Source organism: Halosolutus sp. YCN4, assembly GCF_059736495.1.
In genome coordinates, this window is sequence record NZ_JCASSM010000001.1 from 66,430 (window position 1) to 83,979 (window position 17,550).

Below are 17,550 nucleotides of genomic sequence, written 5' to 3' on the forward strand. Positions count from 1 at the left end.
ATACGTGTTGTGACCTTCTGGGTGACACTCCGCCCTCGTTCAGCCTACTGCCTGAACGTAACGCGAGCTTCACACGGGAGAAACCGTGCTACTATCTACTGCTATAGTAACAACTGAAGCGATTTTCACATCACCGATCGCACTGTCCCCGATTCGCCCTCGGTTCGCTCGCTCCGAACCGTGCTCCCGCCGTGCGATCGGGTGTGCATCGACGTTCAGTGGCTCCTAGTTGAGCATGATGCCCATCATCTGCTCGGCGACGTACTGGCCGTCGATCTTGTAGTGGGCCTGCCGGAGCGCTTCGGTCTCCCAGCGGTGGTCCTCGAGGAAGCGGACGGCGTCCTGGTTCGTCGCCGGGAGGCTCTGATAGACCTTCTCGAACCCGTTTTCGGACGCCCACTTGAGCCCCCGTTCCATGAGCTGGCTGCCGATCCCGTGGCCCCGGTACGCTTCGAGTACGCCCATCGTGAGTTCGGCGGTGTGAGACAGCTTCTCGTAGTTCGGGGAGTCCAGGTGGGCCCAGCCGACCACCTCGCCGTCGACGGTGGCCACGAAGAAGATTCGGGACTCGATGTCGTTGTGCCGGAAGACGACCTTCTCGTGGTCCAGCAGGTCGACGACGGTCTCCGCGACGAGGTAGTCGTTCTCCTCGGCCACCTCGCGCATCACGGCCACGATCCCCTTGAGATCGCTCTGCTTCGCCGGTCGAATCGTGAACGTGAGATCGTCGACCGTGTGCGTCGCCTCGGCACCGGTGTCGATCGCGATCCGCAACAGGCTCCCCTCCGCTTCGAGGTACTCGTCGTCTTTGAGCCGGTCGATCGCCTCTCGCAGCCGGTTCGGTTCGATCGAGAGTGCCGTCTCGAGTTCTTCGGGCGCGACGGCGCCGTTTCGCTCGACGTACCCGTAGATCGCCTCGTGCTCCTCGTTCTCGAATCGAGGTTGTTCGATGGCTTGCATCTCGGGACTAGTTCTCCGACGGCGTATTTAGTGATTGTCAGGTGTTACCAAACATCATTGTGGTGCGTCCGGACAGGTTCGGTCCGGCGAGGGCGCGACCGACGGTGCGGGACGCTCAGTTCAGGTCGCTCCGGGCGAACCAGAACTGGCTGACCAGTACCAGACCGATCGTCATCGCGAGCAGGACGGCGACGCCGACGAGGTCGTACTCGCCGTCGAGCAAGATCGCGTTCGGATCGTAGTACCGCATCGGCGCGATCGCGCCCAGCGCCTCGGAGTCGGTTTCGGCGAGCAGCGACTCGAACAGGTAGAGGCCGAACGTCACCCCCAGCGCGACCCGCTGGGCGATACTGGCCCGATCGAAGACGGCGGACGCGAGCAGGCCGATCCCCGCGCAGGCGAGGAGATACGGTATCGAGAGCAGGTGGACGGCGAGCACGTCGCTCGCGGCGATCGGGTGGTCGATCAGCCGCGAACCCACGAAGACGACGATCGGCGTGGGCAGGTTGACGACGACGATCGGGACGACCATCGCGGCGAACTTCTCCCCGACCACCCGGGCCCGCGAGATCGGCATCGCGAGCAGGACGTCCATCCGCCCGCGATCGACGTCGTCGGCGATCACGCCCGCCGTGGCGTAGGCGACGTACAGCCCCAGCAGGATGATCCAGCCGAACATGTAGAGTTCGAACGCGAGGAAGCCCTCGAGGGTGGCCATCGTCTGGACGTCGAACAGCTGGATGATCTGGTCGGGATAGGCATCGAGGAGCGCGTCGGCGTCCTCGAACGCCTCTCCGAAGGAGGGGTAGACCCAGATCACGAGCGCCGCGAGCAGGGCCATCCCGACCCCGAGGACGGCACTTCCCGTGAGTCGGTGCCGTCCGTCGTACCGGGCGACCTCAAACATCTCCCTCACCCCCGTAAAACCGCATGAAGACGTCCTCGAGCGGCGCTTCCTCGATCGAGCAATCCTGCAACTGGTATCCGGACAGCGCCGACAGGAGGTCGTTGACGTTGCCGGTGAACGTGAAGGTACACTCGTCGATGGCGTCCGGCGTCGAGGTCGCAGTCGCCGCGGAGTCGCCCGGACCGCCCGTCGTCTCCGCCGTCGTCCCGTGACGGGCCCCCGCCGCCTCCGGTGACTCGCGCGCAGGCGCGTCGTGTTGGCCGATTTCGAGGTCGTGGACGCCCGGCAGATCCAGCGCATCGACCGGGATCGGCTCCGCCGCCTTGAGTCGGACGACCTTCCCGCTCCGATCGAGCAACGCCTCGACGGGTTCGATCGCGACGATCCGTCCGTCGCGGATGATCCCGACCCGATCGCAGAGCCGCCGGACCTCGCCGAGGATGTGCGAGGAGAAGAAGACAGTCACGCCGCGTGCGCGTTCGTTCCGGACAAAACTCGCGAACCGCTGTTTCAGGAGCGGATCGAGCCCGTTCGTCGGCTCGTCGAGGATAACGAGGTCGGGTTCGTGCATGAACGTCGTCACGAGCCCAAGTTTCTGGACGTTCCCCTGCGAGTACTCGCGGACCGGCCGATCGAGCGGCGGATCGAACAACTCGAGCAACTCGTCGCTGCGCTCGTCGCCCTTGATGCTCGCGTGGAGGTCGAGCACCTCCCGGCCGGTCGCGCCCTCGTCGAACGCCGGATCGTCCGGCAGGTAGCCGATCCGTCGCTTGGCCTGGATGAGTTCCCGTTCCGCGGTGATGTCGTGGCCGAGCAGTCGCGCCGTGCCCGCGGTCGGCGACAGAAAGCCCAGCAGGGTCCGGATCGTCGTCGTCTTCCCGGCCCCGTTCGGCCCGAGGTAGCCGAACACCTCGCCCCGTTCGACGGTGAACGTCACGTCGTCGTTAGCGAGCACCTCGCCGTAATCCTTCGTCAGGCCCTCGAGTTCGATCGCACCCATGCGGCGCCTACGAGCGGGGGAGTCAAGGTATTGTCGACCTTAGAATAGGTTCGGAACCCGGACTGTGTCGACATCGGAGAGCCAGTCTACTGGTACGTCGATTCGGGCTAGGCGTCGGGGATCCGGCCGATCGTCACGTAGAACGGCACCGTCTCGGTGCGCCGGTACTCGCGATCGGTCATCTGGTCGATCACGTCACGGCCCATCTCGCGCCAGGCGCTCCGGAGGTCGTCGTACTCGACTCGACTCAACGGGCCGTCGAGCATGGTCTCCCTGTCGTCGGCCAGCCCGGCCCCCGACGCCTTGCGGCGAGCGACGATCAGGGCGTGCTCGTCGTACGGCGGTTCGATCGTCCGATCGTGGTCGTACCGGCGCGTCTCGCAGACGTCGAGTCCGGCGTCCGTAAACGCCGTTCTCGCGTCGGCACCGAGGGTGACGTCCGTGTCGACCCCGTCGAGGTAGGCCCGCCGCGCCCGGCGTTCGAGCGACTCCTCCACGTCGACGCTCGAGTCGACGGCCACCGCGCCGTTGTCGGGTTCGATGGCCGCCACGAGGTCGGTCGAGACCCGGGCGAACTCCGCCAGCGCGGCGGCGGGGTCGGGCAGGTTGATCAACAGCGCTTGGCAGACCACGAGGTCGAACGCGTCGTCCGGAAACGGCAACTCGAGCGCGTCGCCGGCGACCACCGGGACGCGGTCGCGGGCGACCGCGAGGAGGTCCCGATCGGCGTCGCAGCCGATCACCTCGCCGGGACACTCCGCGGCGAGCACGCGGCTCAACTCGCCGGTTCCGCAGCCGACGTCGAGGATCCGATCGCGGCTCTCGAGAGCCAGCGGCTCGAGCGCCTCCCGGGAGTCGTCCCACATCCCGGAACGGGTCCGGTGCAGGTAGTCTTCGGAGAACTCGCGCACGGCTCCCGGTAGGGCCGTTCGGGGTAAAAACGGGTCGATCCCGCGCCGGCAACGCACCCTCGCGGCGATCGATCGTCGGGGTTCGCGCCTTACTCCTCGCGCAGTTCCGTGACCGTCTCGATGTTCCAGGCGAAGCCGCGGCCGTCCTCCGTCGGCGTCTCGAGCGCGAAGGGCAGGTCGCGCAGGTCGGGGTGGTTGACGATCGCCTTCATGCCGTCCTCGCCGATGTATCCCTCGCCGATGTGGGCGTGTTCGTCCTTGTGCGTGCCCACGTCGTGTTTCGAGTCGTTGAGGTGGATGTACTCGAGGTACTCCAGGCCGACCTCGTCGTCGAACCGGCCGATCGTCTCGTCGACCGCCTCGGGGGTCGTCAGGTCGTTGCCCGCGACGAGCGTGTGGGCGGTGTCGATGCAGATCCCGATTTCCGTCTCGGTCCGATCGATGATGCCGGCGAGGTGCTCGAACTCGCCGCCGAGTTTGGTGCCGCTGCCGGCGTCGGACTCGATGAGGATCCGGACGCCGTCGGGGACGTCGAGGTCGTCGATGACGCCCGCGGCGTTGTCCAGGCCGCCCTCGACGCCCGCGCCCGTGTGTGCGCCCAGGTGGACGTTGACGTACGGGATACCGAGTTTCTCGGCGGCGTCGAGTTCCGCCTGCATGCTCTCTTTGGACTTCCGGCGGAGGTCCTCCTTCGGCGTACAGAGGTTGACCAGGTACGAGGAGTGGATCACCCACGGCCCCTCGAGCAGTTCGTCGGACTCCTCCCGGAACCCCTCGGCGGCCTCGTCGCTGATTTCGGGCTGTTGCCAGACCTGCGGCGAGGTCGTGAAGATCTGTCCGCAGTTCCCGCCGAACGCGAGCTGGCGGTGGACCGCGTTGCGGACGTCGTCGTAGGGCGGTGTCTCGTCGTCGGAGGAGACGCGCGAACCGGAGATCGAAACGTGTGCGCCGACCTTCATGGTCATGGACACCCGTCAGTACCGGTTCGTGATAGGTATAACGGAGCGCGGCGGGCGCCACGGATCGGTGCTGGTCGTCGGCCGATCGGCGGCCGTCTCGAGTCGTCGTGGTCCTCGGCGCCGCCCCACGATCGGCCTCACCCCTCGGTCGCTTCGAGCACGTCCCGATCGCGGATCCACGCGCCGGCCCCGAACTTCCGGTCGGCCAGGTCGCGGGCGGCCGCGAGTTCGTCCTCGCGCCACGCCGATTCCGTCGCGTCGCACCACTCGCCCAGCGAGTCGGCGAGGGTCGTGACCGCCTCCTCGCGATCGATCCCGGCCTGTTCGCGGATGCTCGTCACCCGGTTCGTGAAGGTCGATTCGTCGATCGTCGCGTCGAAGACGCCGACGTGGTGGGTCGGTTCGAGGTCGTAACTGATCGAGCCGTGCTGGATCACGACGTCGCGCTGGCGGTACTGGGCGTTACCGCTTATCTTCCGGGCGCTCGCACCCTCTCCCGCGGGCGCGACGACGTCGTGTGCGGGATGGATGTCCCGCAGGTAGCAGGAGGGCTGGTAGATCGCGTCCTGCTCGGTCGCCGCGAAGTCGGCGTCGACGCCCATCCGCTCGAACGCCTCGAGGATCGGCTCGCAAAACAGCGCGTAACAGTCCATCAGGTCACCCGGCACCTCGTCGGCGGGGGCGACGATCGAGTAGGAGATGTCGGCGCGGCGGTCGTGGTAGATCCCGCCGCCACCGGTCTGTCGGCGGGTGACGTCGATCCCCTCGCGATCGCAGTAGTCCCAGTCGACCGTGTCGGCGTCCTGGCGGTACCCCAGCGAGAGGGTGCTCGGGTCCCAGTCGTAGACCCGGACGGTACGGATCCCGTCCTCGAGCGCCGTCCGCGCGGCGACCTCTTCGATGGCCATCTGCAGGGCCCCCTCGCGGGGGTCGTCCCGGATCAGCCGCCACTCCCGATCGGCGAGTGCCGTCATACGCGGCCCCACGCCCGCGAGGGGCAAAGCGATTCCGACCGGACGATCGGTCGAAACGAGATCCGGCCGCCGTCGACTGCCCGTCTCAGTCGTCCGCCGGAATCGGATCGCCGGGGGTGTCCGGCCGGGGGAAGTTGTCGATGGTGTCCGCGCGGAACGCCTGCTCGTCGAACTCGTACTCGCCGTCGAAGAAGTCCATCAGCGTGTGCGTGTCCTGCATCGCGTTCTTGAGACAGGTCGACGCGCCCGGCGACGGGGTGATGTTGAAGATGATGTCGTCGCCGACGATCTTCGCCTCGCCCATGTCGAGGGACTTCGCCTTCGTGTCGACGATCTGCGGGCGGACGCCGCCGTACCCCTTCGCGCGTTCGATGTCCTCGAGTTCGACGCTCGGGACGACCTTCTGAACGTGCGGGAGGAACTGTCGCGGACCGACTTTCGGGAGGTCGTACACGAGGTTCCGGAGGACGTAGGGAAGGAGGACCCGATCGGAGAGGATGTTAGCGTAGCTGAGAAACGCCGCGCCGTTGAGTCCGAACACGTCGAGGAAGTCCCCGACGGTCGAGATGCGACCCCGTTCGAGCGTCGGGACGAGTTTCGCGGTCGGGCCGAACCGGGTGATACTGTCGTCGTGAACGTCCGCGTCGCCGTGGACGGCGGCGAAGGGCAGTTTCTTCATCTGGAGCGTGTAGACCTTCCCGTTCAGGAGGTCGTCGGCGAGAAAGAAGCTCCCGGCGACCGGCAGCAACACCTTGTCCTGGCCGTAGCCGAGTTCCTTCGCCATCTGGAGGCTGTGCGACCCGGCCGCGACGACGGAGACGTCACAGTCGAAGCGCCCGTCGCTCGTCTCGATCGTGTAGCCGTCCAGCGTCGGCGTGATGTCCGTGACTTCCGTGCCCGTGTAGACGTCCACGCCGGCTTCCTCCGCGGCGCGATCGACGAGCGATTTCGTCACCTCGCCGTAGTCGACGACGTAGCCGTCCGGCGTCTGGAGCGCGAGCATCTCCGTGTCCGGGTCGCGGCCTTCCACGACCTTCGGCTCGAGGTCGGCGATTTCGTCGCGGCCGATCGCCCGGAGTTTCGGGAAGAGGGCCCCGAACCCTTCGTCCTCGTAGCGACGCTCGAGTTTGTCCACCTCTTCGTCGCCGACGCCGAGCACCATCTTGCTTCGCCTGTCGTGCATCTCGCGGTCGGCGTCGTAGTTCTCCAGGTAGCCCGCGAGCAGTTCCGCTCCTTCCTTTACTTCTTCGGCCTTCTCGAGGGTGTAGTTGGTCTCGATGTCCCCGAAGTGGAGCGTCTGCGAGTTGTTCGTGCAGTGGGAGTTGATTGCAGCAATCTTCGATTCTTTCTCGATCAACGCGATGGATTCGACGTCGGTGAACGTCGCGGTCGTGTACAGAAGCGACGCGCCACTGATACCGCCACCGACGATAACGAGGTCGTATTTGCCCGACATTGTCGTTGGAGTAATCTGTACCTCGATATCCCCGATGGATAACTCATGGTTTTTTTGATCCGGTTTCCGGCGATCGACGACCCCGCTGTCGACGATTCGTGTATCGATCGCGAGCATCGGAAGATGCCGAGCGACATCCCGCGATGGGATGAGACTCGAACCGATCCGTGTCGCCGATTTCTCTCGGCAGGCGGATTTTATATATCGTTATAAGATATACTGCAGGTCGGCTTGGGCGCAAACCGGCCGTACTGGGTGTGGAACCGGTGGGTCAGTCACCGGGGTCCGTCGGTCCGTCGCCCGTCACGCCGTTTTTACGTACTCGCCGGCTACCCCGACGTATGGTGCGAAACGTCGCCGGGTTACTTCCGGAACTCGAGACGGAAGACTTCTATCTCCTCTCGGGTGTCGAACAGGGGATGCGCTTCTCCGAGTGGGTCCAGCGCGAGAAACTCCCCTCGTTTACCGGCCTGACCGAGGAGGAGGTCGACTACCGGCTCGAGCGCTGTCTCAAACGGGGATTGATCGAGAAGAAGACGATCCAGTACGAGGGGTACACCCTCCAGTTCGAGGGGTACGACGCGCTCGCACTGCGGGCGCTCGTCGAACGCGACACGATCGGCGAGTTCGGGTCGCCGCTGGGAGTCGGGAAGGAGAGCGACGTCTACGAGGTCCGATCGTACAAACCGCTGGCCCTGAAGTACCACCGGGAGGGGTACACGAACTTCCGGGAGGTTCACAAGGAACGCGACTACGCCTCCGACAAGGACCACGTCTCCTGGATGTACACGGCTCGCAAGGCCGCCGAACGGGAACACGACATTCTCGAGGACCTGTACCCGGACGTTTCGGTCCCCCAGCCGATCGACCAGAACCGCCACGCGATCGTGATGGAGAAGATGGACGGGGTGGAACTCTCCCGGACGAAACTCGAGGACGAACAGGTCCTGGGCGTGCTCGACCTGTTGCTCTCGGAGATCGCACGCGCGCACGAGCACGGGTACGTCCACGCGGACATGAGCGAGTACAACGTCTTCGTCGACGAAGGCGGCGTGACGATCTTCGACTGGCCCCAGGCCGTGCCGACGGACCACGGGAACGCCGAGGAGTTCCTCCGACGCGACCTGAAGAACGTCGTCGGCTACTTCCGTCGCAAGTACCCCCGGCACGTCCCGGAGGAGATCTCGATCGACGGTCTCGCTGCGTCGATCGCGGACGATGAATTCGAGACCGTCTCCGCGTTCGTCTGACTGCCGGTTCGGTTCCCGTCGTGGCGCTCCCCTCACACCGACCGTTGCCGGACGGGAATTCTCCTGCGCGAGGGTATCGTTCGAGTGATTCCTCCGACTCCAGCCACCCCCGTGCTATCGGTTCGGACGCGCAACGCCGTCGGGCCGATCGGTATCCGTCGACGGAATCGCCACCGATCGGCCGGCGGCGACTGGTGACGGCCCTGGCCGCCAGCGACGCCGTCGGGGTTCCGTTTCCGAATTCGCGGCCGATTTGGGGATCGGTGGCTCCGCATGGAGCGAGGCACCGACCAGCGCGGCGCGCGGCACGGACCGATCGACCCCAGAATCGCCGTCTGCGACGCTCCCGTCGTGTAGTGGGTCGTTCGTCGTCATAGAACGCTCTATCTGAGATAAACCAAATACCGATATACGAAATCTGCGTGATCTCGGTTTCGGGCAGGTCGCGGCGACGCCCTCTCGAACGGTTTAGACCGGCGTTCCCGAGAGGTCCGGCTGCCGGTCCGGCTCGATCGGCCGGTCGAGACTCCGGAGTTGCTCGTACGCGCGAGCGGTCGTCGCGAGCGTATAGACGGTGACGGCCGCCCCGGCGATCTGGGTGAGTACGAGTCCGACCGCGCCACCGAACAGGAGCGCCGGGAAGGCGACGGCCGCGTTGACGGCCAGTCCGATGACGAGGACGGCGACGCCAAGACCGAACAGTCGGAGCCGACTGCCGCGAGTGAGCGCCCAGCTACTCCGGAACGCGCGAACGAAGTTCTGATCCTCCACGGCGACGAAGACGGCCCAGTAGTAGAGACTGACGAGCAGGAACAGGCCCGGCAGGACGAGGAAGACGGTCCCGATGGCGACCACGAGCGCGAACGCGATCGCGCCGACGAGCGTGTTGAGCGCGACGAGACCGATGTTCCGGGTGGCGAACGCGCGGGGAACCGTCTCGGTTTCCTCGGAGACGAACGTCCTGAGAGCCACGATCGTCACGACGAGCGAGGCAACCGCGAGGCCGATCGAGAGGAGTCCGGCGACGACGGTCAGGAGACCGCCCGCCGGTTCTCCGCCCGCACCCATCGGGGCGAAGGCCGATCGGGTGATGACAGCGTTTCCGACGGCGAGAATGGCGAAGATCGCGACGAGGAGGAGTCCGTTCCGCTGGCGCGTGCGGTCGAACCCCTCGACCATCGCGTCGATGATGTTGAAAGCCATACGAGTTCTACGCGTCTCGAGTAGATATATGTAGCACTCGTTATAGGTGTCTCGGAGGCGGAGTGTTCGGTATCCGTGGCTCTACGTGCGTGTTGTGGCTGGTTCGTATTCCGCCGGATCCCATACTATCGAACGTCAGCCACGAATCGGCCCCGTCGCCGGAATCAGGTCTCTTCCGCGAGGACGGTTACCGTCCGCTCGGTGCCGCTTACCGCGGTCCACTCCCGATCGGTGAGGGTGCCGTCGGCGTCGGTCTCGGTGGTGACGGCGATCGGGCCGAACGTGTAGCGATCGGAGTCGGCGACATCGTCCGGGGCCGCCGCGAAGTGGGTGAGGCTCTCGTAGACCGATTGGGCGTCGTCGAGGCCGAAGTAGACGTGCGTGCCGCCGCCGAAGGCCGGAGTCGTCGCCTCGACGTCGCCGTAGGTTTCGTCGACGTCCCATCCCTCGGGAACCGTGTCGCGGACGAGGACCTCGCGATCGTCGGGATGGCGGACCGCGACGTCGAGCGCCGTGCGGTTGGTCTGGCCGCCGGTAAAGACGCTTCCGTCGTCCTCGCGGTCGCCCTCGACGACCAGTCGCTCGGGGTCGAACGCGGTCTCGAGGTCGAGGTGGGCGCGACAGTCGAAGCCGGTGACGAGGCCGAGGACGTTCACCAGTTTCGCGACGACGTAGAAGACGCGTTCGCCGCCGTTCGCTTCGAGGTCGTCGACGCTCACGCTGGTCGACACCGCCGCCTCGCCGTCGCTGTCGTCGGACTGCGTCTGACTGCTCGAGGCGTACTGCGCCTCGCTGTCGACGATCGTCGGCTCTCCCGTTAGCCCGTCGGGGTTCTGGGCGTCGTACAGGAAGAGGTCGAGGTGCGGATCGCCTTTCGTCGCGTCCGCGTTGGCCCCGCTGTAGTGACTGAACGCGACCGTTGCGGTGACCTCGCCGGGGTCGGAGATGCGGACGTGGCCCGCGACGGCGCGCTCGTCGTCCGGGACCGCGAGGCCGACGGCGTCGGAGACCGACCCGTTGGTGAGGTCGCAGGTAACGGCGTCGATCGCGGGGCCGACGTTGGCGCGCCCGTAGCCCTCGTAGGGGTCGCGACCGCCGTGGGTGTAGACGGGGGCCTTCGCACGGTGATACGGGGCGGCCGTCAGCGCGGTTTCGGTGGCCGTGGCGAGGATGGTGCTTTTCAGGCGGAGTACGTCGTCGTACCCCGTCTCGGCGGGGTCGGGAAGGGCGATCGGGTCCGGCGCGTCCTCCTCCATCGCCTGTGCGACGAGGCCGGCGATGCCACAGACGCTCGGACTGGCCATCGAGGTGCCCGCTTTCCCGGTGTAGTCGCGGACGCCGTCGCCGCACATGCCCTCGCGCCGGGCGCCGTAGCGCATCGCCTCGGCGTCGCCGTCGTCGAACAGGAGCGCGTCCAGCACGTCGCTCGAGAGTTCGAGGTCGTACGCCGCGTCGCCGGTGATCTCGTCGTCGAATTCGGTGTCGGGCGTGAGTTCGTCGTCCGAGACGTCCTCGAGGTCGCGGACCGGTTCGAGGTCAGCGTCGAGGGCCTCTGCGTCGCCGTCGTCGGTGCGGACCTCGTCCTCGGGGACCCCGTTCTCAGCGGCGATGTCGAGGACGTTAATCTGGCCGCCGGGTGCGGTAACGTCGGGCTTCGTGTATGGTTCGCCGGATTCGTCGATGCCGCCGATTCCGCCCGAAGAGTAGGCGGCGATCCCGTCGTAGGGTCCCGTCGCCACGACGGAGATGGCCTCGTTCGCGACCGCCGGCGCGCCGTTGCCGCTGGCTGGCGTGGCGTCGTTGCCCGCGGCCGCGACGGTGAGCATCCCCGCCTCGGCCATCTCGCGGATCCGTCCGGGAACGTCGTCGAGGGTTTCGCCCGCGGCCCCCAGCGGCAGACCGCCGACGTACCCCCAGGACATGTTGACCGCGCGGAGGTTGAACGTCTCGACGAACTCGTCAGCGTAGGTCGCGAGGTCGGCGGTCGGCGCGGAGAGATCCGTCAGCGCGAGGAGGCTCGCGTTCGGCGCGACGCCGGCGTGCACCGATCGATCGCCGTCGGCGGTTCGATCGCCGACGGTGTCGGCGGGGTGCTCGAACGCGCCGACGGCGACCGTCCGAACGCGCCCCGAGGAGACGAGTTCCCCCTCGATTGCGCGGACGTGGACGGTGTAGGTCGCCTCGCCGGCGTCGTGGACGGTCGGCGTCTCGGCGACGGTGTTCTCGAAGGTGACCTCGCTCGTTCCGGACGCGCCGGCCGACGTCGCGAGTTCCTGCCCGTCCGGCCCCTCGATGACGAGTTCGATCGCGTCGCCGTACGCGCTTGCGAAGACGCCGGTGCCGGCCTCGGCGGACACCTCGTAGGTGAGCGCATCGCCGAGCAGAAGTACCGCGTGTGGGTCGTCTTCCCAATAGCGGTCGGGATCGATCGCACTGGCGCGGCCCGACCCGGCCATGATCGAGGCGACGTGGGTCCCGTGGCCGTTCTCGTCGCGGGGCTTCTCGAACCCGCCGTAGCCATCGTGGTCGTTGTGCCAGCCGACGAGTTTCGTCGTACTCGGGATGATCGCACTTGTGTTGGCGAACGGGCTTCCGTCGACCTCGAACCCGTCCTCGGTCGAGACCGTGACTCCGCTCCACGGACCGATATCGGGGTGGCGCGCATCCGTCCCCGAGTCGGTGAGCGCGAGCGTTCGATCGGGTCGGCCCCGGTAGCCGCGTTCCCACGCCTGCCGGGCCTCACGGGCGCGAACGTTCGTGAACGCCGGATCGATGGTGCGCTCGTCGTCCGACGAACCGGCAACTGCGCTCCCCGATTCCAGTCCACCCAGCGTCAGTCCGGTGCCGGCGACCGCGCCGGCTTTCAGTATCGATCGACGCGACAGCGAGGCGTCGTGTTGCGAACGGTGATCGTCATTTTCGTTCATCGTCGCGTGGACGATCGGTCGTCCCTCAAGAAGAGATTGTGACAAACACGTCAAATAGTGGGTCGAGATCGACGATTCGGTTCCCGACTGCCGGTCGGTTATCGTCGCGCGTCTTCGACGGCCTCGACCATCGTTTCGGCCGTCCGCTGAACCTGTTCGAGATCCCCGGCCGCGATCGCGTCGTAATCGACGATCGAACTGCCGACGCCGACGGCGGCCGCGCCCGCGTCGAAGAAGTCGGCGACGTTGTCCGGCCCGATGCCGCCGGTCGGCAGGACCGGGACGTCGCCGAGCGGGCCCTGCAGCGCGCCGACGTGGTCCGGGCCGACCGTACTCGCGGGGAACAGTTTGAGGACGTCCGCCCCGGCCTCGATCGCGGTGACGGCCTCCGTCGGCGTCATCACGCCGGGCACGGAGAGAACGCCGTGGCGGTTACAGGCCGTGACGACCGCGGAATTCACGTCCGGGGCGAGGACGAACTCGGCCCCCGCGTCGATCACCGACCGGGCCGTCGCCTCGTCGAGGACGGTTCCCGCGCCGACGACGGCGTCCGTCTCGGCCAGCGCCTCGTCGACGGCTGCGACCTTCTCGCTCACGTGCGGATCGTTCGCCGTGACCTCGATCGCGCCGACGCCGGCCTCGTGGATGGCGCGGGCGACCGGGACGATTCGATCGGCGTCGACGCCCCGGAGGACGGCGACGATTCCGCTCTCGACGATCCGTTCGTGGACCTGCTGTGAGTCAGTCATGGGTATGACTCAGTTGCGCGTGACTTTAGCCCAGTGGTATGGGACGGCCAGGGGGCCGGCCCGCTGGAACGAGTGCGTTCGGGAGACGAGAACGGGAATCGCCGGGTCGGTTCGAGCGTCACGGGCCGCGCGGCGATCGCCGTCTCGACGAGTACCCGTCCGATCGCGTACCGTTACTCGGCTTCGGTCCCGGCCGCGGACGCCGCCGAATCGAGCAGTTCGAGTTCGATCGCCTTCGCCGTGCTCACGACCAGGCCCGTGGCGTCCTCTTCGAGGCGTTTGCCCTGCATGCGATCGGCGGGGCCGGAGACGCTGATGGCGCCGATCGGGTCGCCGTCGACGACGACGGGGCTGGCGACGCACTGCCAGTCGGGGGTCTGTTCACCACGGTCGAACGCCACGCGCTGGTCGCGAATGGACCGGAGTTGACTCCGGAGGGTGGCGGGATCCGTGACGGTCCGCTCGGTGAGGGCGGGGAGGCCGTGGTCGTCGACGAACGCGTCCACCTCCTCGTGGTCCCGGAAGGCGAGGATCGACTTGCCGGCGGCGGAGGCGTGGAGCGCGACCTGCCCGCCCTCGGGGATCGGGTGGTCGCCGTCGACGACGCGGTAGAGATAGACGCCGTAGTCGGCCTCTGGGACGACCAGGTTGACCGTTTCGCCGGTCGTCTGGGCCAGCGTCCGGAGGTCGGACTTCGCGGCCCGGTAGACGGCGCTCCGTTCGCGGATGCCCAGTCCGAGTCGGAGGAACTGGTGGGTCAGTCCGTACGCACCGTCCGCCCGACGAACGTAGCCGAGCGACACGAGCGTCGAGAGGTGATTGTGAACGGCGCTTTTCGACAGGTCCAACGCCGTGGCTAACTCCGTGACTCCGGCCCGATCGCGGTCCCGCAGTTCCTCGATGATCACGAAGGTCGTCGCGGTCGCCTGAACAGAGATGCCGTCCTGATCCCCCATCGTTCTCCTCAGGGATACTCTCACCGGTCTACTAAATCCTTGTTCTCTATCGGTGAACGATGTCGTCCGGCGCGACATTTATTCCACCAGAATATCTATGGATAGATCATGATGGAGGAAATTGTTACTTGTAAATTGGCCAATATCTGGTTGATGGCCATATAAACAAGGGGTGTTCTGCCATCAGAAACACGATCTAAACGGCCTGTAAACGCCGATACCTGTCCACAAAGAGAAAGGTTTAAACAATAATCGTGATTGTATCCGGAATACTCAGTGAGATTATGCCACGGGATACCACATACGGACAGTACGGTCGGCGACGGCTCCTGAAAGGAAGCGCTGCCCTCGGTGCGGTCGCACTCGCGGGCTGCATCGGGACCGTGAAGACGAAAACCGACGCGGTCGCGAACGCGGTCGATACGGAGGCATCCCGATAGCAATGCGAATCACTGACTACGAACTGTTCGAAGTGCCGCCCCGCTGGCTCTTCCTCAAACTGACGACGAGCGACGGAACCGTCGGCTGGGGCGAACCGGTCGTCGAGGGGCGCGCGAAGACCGTCCGGACGGCGGTCGAGGAACTGCTGGACAACTACCTGCTCGGCGAGGACCCGAGCGCGATCGAGGACCACTGGCAGGCGATGTACCGCGGCGGCTTCTACCGCGGCGGCCCGGTGCTGATGAGCGCCATCGCGGGCGTCGACCAGGCCCTCTGGGACATCAAGGGCGAGACGTTCGACGCGCCGGTGTACGAACTGCTCGGCGGGAAGGCCCGAAACCGGGTCCGGGTCTACCAGTGGATCGGCGGCGATCGACCGCGCGACGTCGGCGACGCGGCACGGGAGAAAGTCGACGAGGGGTTCACCGCGCTCAAGATGAACGCCACGCCGGAGATCCGATCGGTCGACAACCCGCGGGCGGTCGACGACGCGGTCGATCGGATCGCGGCCGTTCGCGAGGCGGTCGGCGACGAGGTCGACATCGGCGTCGACTTCCACGGCCGCGTCTCGAAGCCGATGGCCCGCAGATTGGCGCAGGCGCTCGAACCGTACGATCCGATGTTCATCGAGGAACCGGTCCTCCCGGAACACAACGACGCGCTGCCGGACATCCGGGCGTCGACGACGACCCCGATCGCGACCGGCGAGCGGATGTACTCGCGGTGGGATTTCAAGGAGGTATTCGAGTCGAACGCGGTGGACGTGATCCAGCCCGACCTCTCCCACGCCGGCGGGATCACGGAGGTGAACAAGATCGCGTCGATGGCCGAGGCCTACGACGTCTCGCTGGCCCCGCACTGTCCGCTCGGGCCGATCGCGCTGGCCTCCTGCATCCAGGTCGACGCCTGCTCGCCGAACACGCTCATCCAGGAGCAGAGCCTCGACATCCACTACAACGAGACCAGCGACGTGCTCGATTACCTCGCCGATCCCTCGGTGTTCGAGTACCGCGACGGCTACGTCGACATCCCCGGCGGCCCGGGACTCGGCATCGAGATCGACGAGGACCACGTCCGCGACCAGACGGGCGGCGTCGACTGGCACAACCCGATCTGGCGACACGACGACGGCAGCGTCGCCGAGTGGTAACGATGGAGGGCTATCGATGACGCGCCGGCCGGACTCGCCGATCGAGCACGCCGTCCCCGGCCGGTTCGAGGGGCAGACGGCGATCGTCACGGGATCGACCCGCGGCATCGGTGCGGGCGTCGCGAAGCGACTCGCCGCAGAGGGTGCGAGCGTCGTGATCTCCGGTCGAACCGCGGACGCGGGCGAGGCTCTCGTCGACGAGATCGACGACGCGATCGGCGCGGGCGCGGCGACGTTCGTCCGGGCGGACATGCGCGACCCGGAGGACATCGCCGCACTCGCCGAAGCCACCGCCGACGAGTTCGGCGGGATCGACGTCCTCGTGAACAACGCGGCGGTCCAGACCGAAACCCCCGCCGACGAGGCGACCCGGGAGGACTGGGACTTCGTCCTCGAGACGGACTTCCGAGCCTACTGGCTCGCGGCGAAAGCGACGCTCGCGCACATGGACCGGGGAGCGATCGTCAACGTCTCCTCGAACCACGCGTTCTCGACGATGCCCGCGCACTTCCCGTACAACGCGGTAAAGGCCGGGATCAACGGGATGACGCGGGCGATGGCGCTCGACTTCGGGCCGACGGTCCGCGTGAACACCGTCGCACCCGGCTGGGTCGAGGTCGAGCGGACCCGCGAGGAACTCCCCGAGGGCCGTCTCGCGGCGGTCGAATCGATCCACCCGACCGGTCGGATCGGCGTTCCGGCCGACGTCGCCGGGGCGGTTTCTTTCCTCGCGAGCCCTGACGCCGCGTTCGTCACCGGCGCGTCGCTGCTGGTCGACGGCGGGCGCGGCGCGGTGATGCAGGACGATACGCTTCCCGACTACCGCGCACGGGAGGACTGAAGTCACCGGCCCCACGACTCTAAGCCATGTCGACGCCGAAAACTGCGATCAACCTCTACAGCGTGCGCGCCCTCGACGAATCGCTCACCGACATCCTCGATCGGGTCGCCGCCGCCGGCTACGACGGCGTCCAGTTCGCCGGCCCGTACAGCCCGATCGCCACCGACGCCGACCTGGGAGCGATCGCGGACGCGCTCGCCGACCGCGACCTCGAGGCGACGCCGCCACACGTCGGCTTCGAGACCCTGCGAGACGATCGCGACGCAGTCCGCGAGGCCTACGAGTCGTTCGACGTCGACGGCGTCGTCGTCCCGTGGCTGGACCCATCGCGGTTCGAATCGGCTACGGCAGTCGACGCGGCCGCAGCCAACCTCGAGGACCTCGCGGCGGCGCTCGCAGCCGACGGGTGGGACCTCCACTACCACAACCACGCCCACGAGTACGTCGCCCTCGACGGCGAGCGGGCGTTCGATCGCTTCCTCGCGCGAACCGGGGTCGGGATCGAACTCGACGTCGGGTGGGCGCTCGTCGGCGGCGACGATCCCGCAGCGCGCATCCGCGAGTACGGCGATCGGTTGTCGCAGGTTCACATGAAAGACATCTCCGTCGGCGGGGTGTCCGGACCGGTCGCCGCCGACTCGGACGCCGTCGAGTTCGTCGAGATCGGACGGGGCAACGTCGACATGGAGGCCTGTGCCGAGGCGGCCGCGGCTGTCGACACGGAGTGGCTGATCTACGAACACGACGATCCAACCGATCCGGCGGCCTCGATCGATCGAGGGGCGGCGTTTCTGGACGCCCTGTGACGATAACGCGCCGTTCGTGGCGACGCAAAACGAAAGCGGATGCTGAACGCGTCTCGACGA

At 66.8% G+C, this 17,550-nt stretch carries 16 protein-coding genes; 5 read left to right on the top strand and 11 right to left on the bottom strand.

What is annotated here, in order from left to right:
• Positions 1 to 225 precede the first annotated feature (225 nt).
• From AC6I6X_RS00390 to AC6I6X_RS00420, 7 genes are all read right to left on the bottom strand, one after another.
• Positions 226 to 960 carry a GNAT family N-acetyltransferase gene (locus AC6I6X_RS00390; RefSeq protein WP_497928536.1) on the bottom strand — a complete coding sequence of 245 codons (735 nt, stop codon included), beginning with the start codon at positions 958 to 960 and terminating at the stop codon, positions 226 to 228.
• Positions 961 to 1,075: 115 nt separating this feature from the next.
• Entirely contained in the window at positions 1,076 to 1,867 is a 792-nt protein-coding gene (locus AC6I6X_RS00395; protein ID WP_497928537.1) for an ABC transporter permease, read from the bottom strand.
• Positions 1,860 to 2,867: an ABC transporter ATP-binding protein gene (locus AC6I6X_RS00400; protein ID WP_497928538.1), complete on the bottom strand. Its 1,008-nt coding sequence runs from the start codon at positions 2,865 to 2,867 to the stop codon at positions 1,860 to 1,862. Before AC6I6X_RS00400 ends, AC6I6X_RS00395 begins: the two co-directional genes overlap by 8 nt.
• Before the next feature lie 107 nt (positions 2,868 to 2,974).
• Complete coding sequence (locus AC6I6X_RS00405) at positions 2,975 to 3,778, bottom strand: class I SAM-dependent methyltransferase (RefSeq protein WP_497928539.1); 804 nt, start codon at positions 3,776 to 3,778, stop codon at positions 2,975 to 2,977.
• Positions 3,779 to 3,867: 89 nt separating this feature from the next.
• Positions 3,868 to 4,737: a deoxyribonuclease IV gene (locus AC6I6X_RS00410; protein WP_497929626.1), complete on the bottom strand. Its 870-nt coding sequence runs from the start codon at positions 4,735 to 4,737 to the stop codon at positions 3,868 to 3,870.
• Between the two features lie 137 nt (positions 4,738 to 4,874).
• Positions 4,875 to 5,711 (bottom strand): lipoate--protein ligase family protein, encoded by an 837-nt coding sequence (locus AC6I6X_RS00415; protein WP_497928540.1) that lies wholly within the window; start codon positions 5,709 to 5,711, stop codon positions 4,875 to 4,877.
• Positions 5,712 to 5,796: 85 nt separating this feature from the next.
• Positions 5,797 to 7,167, bottom strand: coding sequence for an FAD-dependent oxidoreductase (locus AC6I6X_RS00420; protein ID WP_497928541.1), 1,371 nt, complete (start codon positions 7,165 to 7,167; stop codon positions 5,797 to 5,799).
• Between the two features lie 341 nt (positions 7,168 to 7,508).
• Between AC6I6X_RS00420 and AC6I6X_RS00425 the strand changes: the two genes are divergently transcribed.
• Positions 7,509 to 8,417: an RIO1 family regulatory kinase/ATPase domain-containing protein gene (locus AC6I6X_RS00425; protein WP_497928543.1), complete on the top strand. Its 909-nt coding sequence runs from the start codon at positions 7,509 to 7,511 to the stop codon at positions 8,415 to 8,417.
• A gap of 468 nt (positions 8,418 to 8,885) precedes the next feature.
• Here AC6I6X_RS00425 and AC6I6X_RS00430 read toward each other — a convergent pair whose 3' ends face one another.
• The 4 genes from AC6I6X_RS00430 to AC6I6X_RS00445 form a co-directional block, all read right to left on the bottom strand.
• Positions 8,886 to 9,620 (bottom strand): DUF7847 domain-containing protein, encoded by a 735-nt coding sequence (locus AC6I6X_RS00430; RefSeq protein ID WP_497928544.1) that lies wholly within the window; start codon positions 9,618 to 9,620, stop codon positions 8,886 to 8,888.
• A 164-nt stretch (positions 9,621 to 9,784) separates the two neighbouring features.
• Positions 9,785 to 12,547, bottom strand: a complete 2,763-nt coding sequence (locus AC6I6X_RS00435; RefSeq protein WP_497928545.1) for a S8 family serine peptidase — start codon at positions 12,545 to 12,547, stop codon at positions 9,785 to 9,787.
• 98 nt (positions 12,548 to 12,645) lie between these two features.
• On the bottom strand, positions 12,646 to 13,296 hold the full coding sequence (locus tag AC6I6X_RS00440) for a bifunctional 4-hydroxy-2-oxoglutarate aldolase/2-dehydro-3-deoxy-phosphogluconate aldolase (RefSeq protein ID WP_497928546.1): 651 nt from the start codon (positions 13,294 to 13,296) through the stop codon (positions 12,646 to 12,648).
• Positions 13,297 to 13,469: 173 nt separating this feature from the next.
• A complete protein-coding gene (locus tag AC6I6X_RS00445) occupies positions 13,470 to 14,252 on the bottom strand; it encodes an IclR family transcriptional regulator (RefSeq protein WP_497928547.1) in 783 nt (260 codons plus the stop codon).
• A 284-nt stretch (positions 14,253 to 14,536) separates the two neighbouring features.
• On the opposite strand from AC6I6X_RS00445, the gene AC6I6X_RS00450 reads away from it, so the two are divergent.
• From AC6I6X_RS00450 to AC6I6X_RS00465, 4 genes are read left to right on the top strand one after another with little or no spacing between them, the layout of a single operon-like run.
• Positions 14,537 to 14,692 carry a hypothetical protein gene (locus AC6I6X_RS00450; RefSeq protein ID WP_497928548.1) on the top strand — a complete coding sequence of 52 codons (156 nt, stop codon included), beginning with the start codon at positions 14,537 to 14,539 and terminating at the stop codon, positions 14,690 to 14,692.
• A gap of 2 nt (positions 14,693 to 14,694) precedes the next feature.
• The gene (gene dgoD, locus AC6I6X_RS00455; protein ID WP_497928549.1) at positions 14,695 to 15,843 is read left to right on the top strand and encodes a galactonate dehydratase; all 1,149 of its coding nucleotides are present in this window, start codon (positions 14,695 to 14,697) and stop codon (positions 15,841 to 15,843) included.
• A 16-nt stretch (positions 15,844 to 15,859) separates the two neighbouring features.
• On the top strand, positions 15,860 to 16,684 hold the full coding sequence (locus AC6I6X_RS00460; RefSeq protein ID WP_497928550.1) for an SDR family NAD(P)-dependent oxidoreductase: 825 nt from the start codon (positions 15,860 to 15,862) through the stop codon (positions 16,682 to 16,684).
• Positions 16,685 to 16,710: 26 nt separating this feature from the next.
• Positions 16,711 to 17,490, top strand: coding sequence for a sugar phosphate isomerase/epimerase family protein (locus tag AC6I6X_RS00465; RefSeq protein ID WP_497928551.1), 780 nt, complete (start codon positions 16,711 to 16,713; stop codon positions 17,488 to 17,490).
• Positions 17,491 to 17,550: the final 60 nt, after the last annotated feature.